The organism is Streptomyces sp. SID5910 (assembly GCF_009862125.1).
Lineage (GTDB): Bacteria > Actinomycetota > Actinomycetes > Streptomycetales > Streptomycetaceae > Streptomyces.
Genome location: NZ_WWHX01000318.1, coordinates 1 through 4,987 on the forward strand (window position 1 = coordinate 1; position 4,987 = coordinate 4,987).

General features: G+C 73.3%; 6 protein-coding genes. 2 read left to right on the plus strand and 4 right to left on the minus strand.

Going from position 1 to position 4,987, the window contains the following annotated elements:
* Positions 1 to 572: MmyB family transcriptional regulator (locus tag GTW67_RS10820; protein WP_161164585.1), on the minus strand; the 572-nt coding region annotated here is incomplete at its 3' end.
* Positions 573 to 804: 232 nt separating this feature from the next.
* Between GTW67_RS10820 and GTW67_RS10825 the strand changes: the two genes are divergently transcribed.
* Both GTW67_RS10825 and GTW67_RS10830 read left to right on the plus strand, forming a co-directional pair.
* A complete protein-coding gene (locus tag GTW67_RS10825) occupies positions 805 to 1,461 on the plus strand; it encodes a helix-turn-helix domain-containing protein (protein WP_161164586.1) in 657 nt (218 codons plus the stop codon).
* A 140-nt stretch (positions 1,462 to 1,601) separates the two neighbouring features.
* A complete protein-coding gene (locus tag GTW67_RS10830; RefSeq protein ID WP_161164587.1) occupies positions 1,602 to 1,823 on the plus strand; it encodes a hypothetical protein in 222 nt (73 codons plus the stop codon).
* A 26-nt stretch (positions 1,824 to 1,849) separates the two neighbouring features.
* On the opposite strand, the gene GTW67_RS10835 is transcribed toward GTW67_RS10830, so the two are convergent.
* The 3 genes from GTW67_RS10835 to GTW67_RS10845 form a co-directional block, all read right to left on the minus strand.
* Positions 1,850 to 2,530, minus strand: a complete 681-nt coding sequence (locus GTW67_RS10835) for a 4'-phosphopantetheinyl transferase family protein (protein ID WP_161164588.1) — start codon at positions 2,528 to 2,530, stop codon at positions 1,850 to 1,852.
* Entirely contained in the window at positions 2,527 to 3,387 is an 861-nt protein-coding gene (locus tag GTW67_RS10840; protein WP_161164589.1) for a metallophosphoesterase family protein, read from the minus strand. The genes GTW67_RS10835 and GTW67_RS10840 overlap by 4 nt, the downstream gene beginning before the upstream one ends.
* 129 nt (positions 3,388 to 3,516) lie before the next feature.
* Positions 3,517 to 4,854 carry a 6-phospho-beta-glucosidase gene (locus GTW67_RS10845; protein WP_161164590.1) on the minus strand — a complete coding sequence of 446 codons (1,338 nt, stop codon included), beginning with the start codon at positions 4,852 to 4,854 and terminating at the stop codon, positions 3,517 to 3,519.
* Between the last annotated feature and the right edge of the window lie 133 nt (positions 4,855 to 4,987).

Sequence of the window (4,987 nt, forward strand, 5' to 3'; positions counted from 1 at the left end):
TCCAGCGTCAGCCGGGTGTAGCCGAGTTCCTCCAGCGACCTGGGCGTCTCGACGACGACACGGCACTCGGTGGCGCCGCGGCGCGGGTCGGGGTGGTGCAGCAGCCGTACGGCGCCGTCGTGCTCGACGGCCTCCACACCGACGGCGCGGACCCAGTGCGGCAGGCCCTGCCGGTAGGCGGCCTCCATGATCGGGTCCTGGGCGATGTCCCGGCGGACGGCCTGGAGCCCGGCGTCGTGCCCGTACTTCTCCATGGCGGCGGCGAACTGCGCCAGCATGGGCAGGCACCAGCTCGCCTCGTGGTCCGCGAGCACCGCGGACGCGTCCGGGTGAAAGAGGACGAACCGGAGGAAGTTGTCGGCCGGCATGGCCGTCGGGTGCGGTCCCGCTCCCCGGAAGAGTGTCCGGAAGGCGCCGTTGGTGAGGACCACGTCCCAGCGGTGGTCGACGACGAGGGAGGGAAAGGGGACGGCCTCCAGGAGGGCGGCGTAGTCCTGGAGATACGCCTGGGCGTCGGGGGTCGCGGGGGCGGGCCGCGGTGCCGGCCGCTGCCCTCCTGCCTGAAATGCCATCGGGAGGTCACCCCTCTTGCCTATGCGGCCTTCTCGCGGCGTCCCGATCCTGGTGCCCCGACGCGAGGTGTGTCAACTATCGTGGCATTTCGTGCCTGTTGACGGCTGAAATAGGCCACAGTTGTGGCGAGACCTGGATGTGAGTTCGAGCGGCAGGCTACTCTCCGGGAAGTTCACGGCTACCGCTTGTGAGAAGCCTGTGAGGGCCCTGAGAGACGTAGGAGATCTGTCGGTGACCGGTGGCTTCGAGAGTCCGGGTGCCAAGCCGACGGCCGCGCTGCCGGCGGTGGTCGCCCGCGTCACCGCACTCGCGGACCGGCTCGGCGTGGCCCACGCCGAGGTCTTCGACGTCGGCGCCCTCTCCGTCGCCTCCGGCGTCCCCGAGCCCGTGGTGGGGGCCCTGCTGGGCGGCCGGCCCGCGGGCGAGCCCGATGTGCAGGCGCGGTTCGTGCAGCGGCTCGACCTGCTGCGCCGCACCCGTCTCAAGCCCAACGGCCGCAAGTACACCCAGCAGGAGATCGCCGACGGCGCCTGCATGTCCCGGCAGCAGGCGGGCGCCCTCATCAACGGCGACCGGCGGCCCACCATGGAGCACTGCGACGCCATCCAGCGCTTCTTCCGCGTGCACGCCGGTTTCCTCACCGCCGAGGACCCCGAGGCGCTCGCGGGCGCTCTCCAGCACACCGAGCAGGAGCTGTTGCAGCAGCTCGCCGACCGCGAGCGGGCGGCGGCCGGCCCCGAAGACGATCCGCTGGAGCGGCTGCTTCAGGACCACGGCGTGCGCGGGATCGCCTGGCGCGCGGCTCAACTGCCCACCGACCAGCACCGCGACAAGGTCGCCGAATGGCTGGACATGCTCCTGGAGAGCGTGAAGCGCCCCGAGCGGTGACGGGTCGTCCGGGCCGGCGCGGCGGCGGGGCACGGAGCGCGGTTCGGGGCAATTGTCAGTGGTGGGCGGCAAGCTGGTGGGAGTGCCACCGCGGTGCGGGGGCGCGTGACCGCCGACGTCGTTGTGGGGAGAGCCGACCGATGACCACCGCCGTGCTGACCGACCGCGAGCGCACCGCCGTTCAGGCCTATCTGCGTCTTCTGCACACCGTCCGGGCCGGCTTCGACACGGAGGCGGGCCCGCCCGCCGTCCCGCCCTCCGTACTCGCCGAGGCGGAGCAGGCCCTCGCGGACGCGGGCCTGGCGGGGAACGAGGACGCCTTCTTCCGGCTGGTGGGGAGCTGGTTCCCTCCCCACCGGTGACCGACCGGGCGCGCGGGAAGCGGGTTTCAGGCGTTCGGGACCGTGATCGCCGTGGCGACCAGGCCGTGGCGGGCGGCCCAGCGGCCCTCGAAGCGGGTCAGCCGGCGGCCGCCCACCACCGGCCCCGGCACCAGGAGCGCGGCGTGCAGCCGTCCGCGGCGGCCGTCGTCGGGGTCCACGGTGATCTCGATGTCGGCCTCCGTGAAGTCCAGCCACCGCCCGGTCAGGGGGAACCACGCCTTGTAGACGGACTCCTTGGCGCTGAACAGCAGCCGCTCCCAGTGGGTGCCGGGACGCTGCGCGGCCAGCCGGCGCAGCCGCTCGGCCTCGCCGGTCAGGGACACGGCGGACAGGACGCCCTCGGGCAGCGGCCCGTCGGGTTCGGCGTCGATGCCGAGCGAGGCCAGGTCGCCGGCGTGGGCCAGGGCGGCGGCGCAGTAGCCCTCGCAGTGGGTCATGCTGCCCACCAGTCCGTCGGGCCAGCGCGGTGCGCCGCGCTCGCCGGGCAGGACGGGCACCGGGGGCACGCCCAGCTTCTCCATGGCCCTGCGGGCGCAGGAGCGCACGACGGTGAACTCGCGGCGTCGCTTGGCCACCGCCTTGGCCACGAGCACCTCCTCCTCCGGGTAGAGGGGGGTGTGTCCGGCGTCGTCGCTGCCGTGGGCCTCCACGGCGACGACGGTGTCGGGCAGCAGTTCCTCGATCAACGGGCGTCGTCCTCTCCGGGCAGGATGCGGCGCAGCCGTCCGGGCGGCTGTTCTCGTCTGCGCCACTCGCGGGGGTAGCCCACGGACACCTCTTCGAAGCGGACGCCTTCGTGCCAGGTGGTCCGCGGGATGTGCAGATGGCCGTAGACCATGGTGTCGACCCGGAACCGGCGGTGCCAGTCGGCGGTCAGCCGGGTGCCGCACCACATGGCGAACTCGGGGTACCACGGGACGTCGGTGGGGTGCCGGTCCAGCGGATAGTGGTTGACCAGGACGGTCGGCAGGCCGTCGGGCAGCGCGTCGAGCCTGCGTGCGGTCTCCGCGACCCGTGCCCGGCACCACGCCTCCCGGCTCGGGTAGGGGTCGGGGTGCAGCAGATACTCGTCGCTGCACACGACGCCGGTGCCGTGGGCGTACGTCAGCCCCTCGTCCTTGGTGGCGCAGCCGGCCGGCAGGAACGAGTAGTCGTAGAGCAGGAACAGAGGGGCGACGACCGCCGGCCCGCCGGCGCCGTGCCAGACGGGGTAGGGGTCCTCGGGTGTCGTCACGCCGAGTTCGCGGCACATCTCGACGAGGTGCTCGTAGCGGGCGACGCCGCGCAGGGTGACGCTGTCCTTCGGATGGGTCCACAGTTCGTGGTTGCCGGGGACCCAGACGACCTTGGAGAAGCGGTCGGCGAGCGTGCGCAGGGCCCAGCGGATGTCCTCCACCGTCTCCGCCACGTCACCGGCGACCAGCAGCCAGTCGTCGTCCGATTCCGGGCGCATCTTCTCGACCAGGTCGCGGTTCTCCGCGTAGCCGATGTGCAGGTCGCTGATGGCCCACAACTGTCCGGAACCACCGGCCGCGGACGTCATCTCCCGCTCTCCCCCTCCGAGTCCGCCACCCGTGTCCGGGCCCGAGGGCCCGTCATACTCATGTTCGACACCAAGAGATCACATCCGGCGACGGCGGACAAGGCCGGTCCGGACCGCCCCGCCGGTGCGTCACGTCAGGTACGCCAGGCCCGGGTGGACGGCGGTGTAGCCGTCGACGAGGCGGCGGGCGACGTTCACCGAGTCGACGAGCGGGTGAAGGGCGAAGGCCTTGACGGCCGCCCCGCGCGAGCCGGTCGTGGCCGCCTCCAGCACCTCCCGCTCGACGGCCTTGACCGCGCAGACCAGCCCGGTGGCGTGCCCCGGCAGCGGGTCGACGGACACCGGGTGCGCGCCGCTCGCGTCCACGACGCAGGGGACCTCGATCACGGCCTCGGAGTCGAGGGCCGACAGGGTGCCGCGGTTGCGGACGTTGAGGATCAGCACCGTGCGTTCGTCGCGGGCGACGGCCCGCATCAGGGCCAGGGCCACCTTCTCGTAGCCGCCGGACAGGTCGTCGGCCTCGCGTTCCCCCGCGCCGGACGCCTCCCGGTTCTCGGCCATGTAGGTGGCCTCGCGTTCGGCGCGGGTGCGGTCCCAGGCGGCGAGGGCGGGGGTGCCGGGGCGGCGCATGTCCTCGTAGAAGCGGGCCTGCTGGTCGCGCAGGAACGCGCCGCGGGTCCGTTCCGCCTGCTGGTAGGCGCGTACGGCTTCCCGGTTGAAGTAGTAGTAGTGCAGGTACTCGTTGGGGATCGCGCCCAGGGAGCGCAGCCATTCGGTGCCGAAGAGCCGGCCCTCCTCGAAGGAGCCGAGCAGCGCGGGGTCGGCGAGCAGGCGCGGGAGCTGGTCGCGGCCGGCGACGCGCAGGCCGCGGACCCAGCCGAGGTGGTTGAGGCCGACGTAGTCGATCCAGGCCTCCTTCGGGTCGGCGCCGAGCACGCGGGCGATACGGCGGCCGAGGCCGACGGGGGAGTCGCAGATGCCGATGACGCGGTCGCCGAGGTGCCGGGACATGGCCTCGGTGACCAGGCCGGCCGGGTTGGTGAAGTTGATGACCCAGGCGTCGGGCGCCAGCCGGGCCACGCGGCGGGCGATGTCGACGGCGACGGGGACGGTGCGCAGGCCGTACGCGATGCCGCCCGCGCCGACCGTCTCCTGGCCGAGGACGTCCTCGGCGAGGGCGACCCGCTCGTCGTCCGCGCGGCCCTGGAGGCCGCCGACGCGGATCGCGGAGAACACGAAGTCGGCGCCGCGCAGGGCCTCGTCCAGGTCGGTCGTGGCGGTCACCTCGGGGGCGTCCGGCACGCCGGCGGCCTGCTCGGCCAGTACGCGGGTCACGGCGGAGAGGCGGTCGGGGTCCAGGTCGTGCAGGACGACGCGGGTGACGCGTCCCTCGGCGCGGTCGGTGAGGAGCGCGCCGTACACGAGCGGTACGCGGAATCCGCCGCCGCCCAGAATCGTCAGTCGCATGCGGGCGTTCCCTTCTGACGGGCCTGGTGTGTGGGGGCGATCATGGCACGGTCTGTTGCGTGGGGGTGGGGTTGGGCGCGTGGTCCGGCGCTGGTGGGGTGCCGGGCGTTGGGGCTGGGCGGGGGTGGGTCGC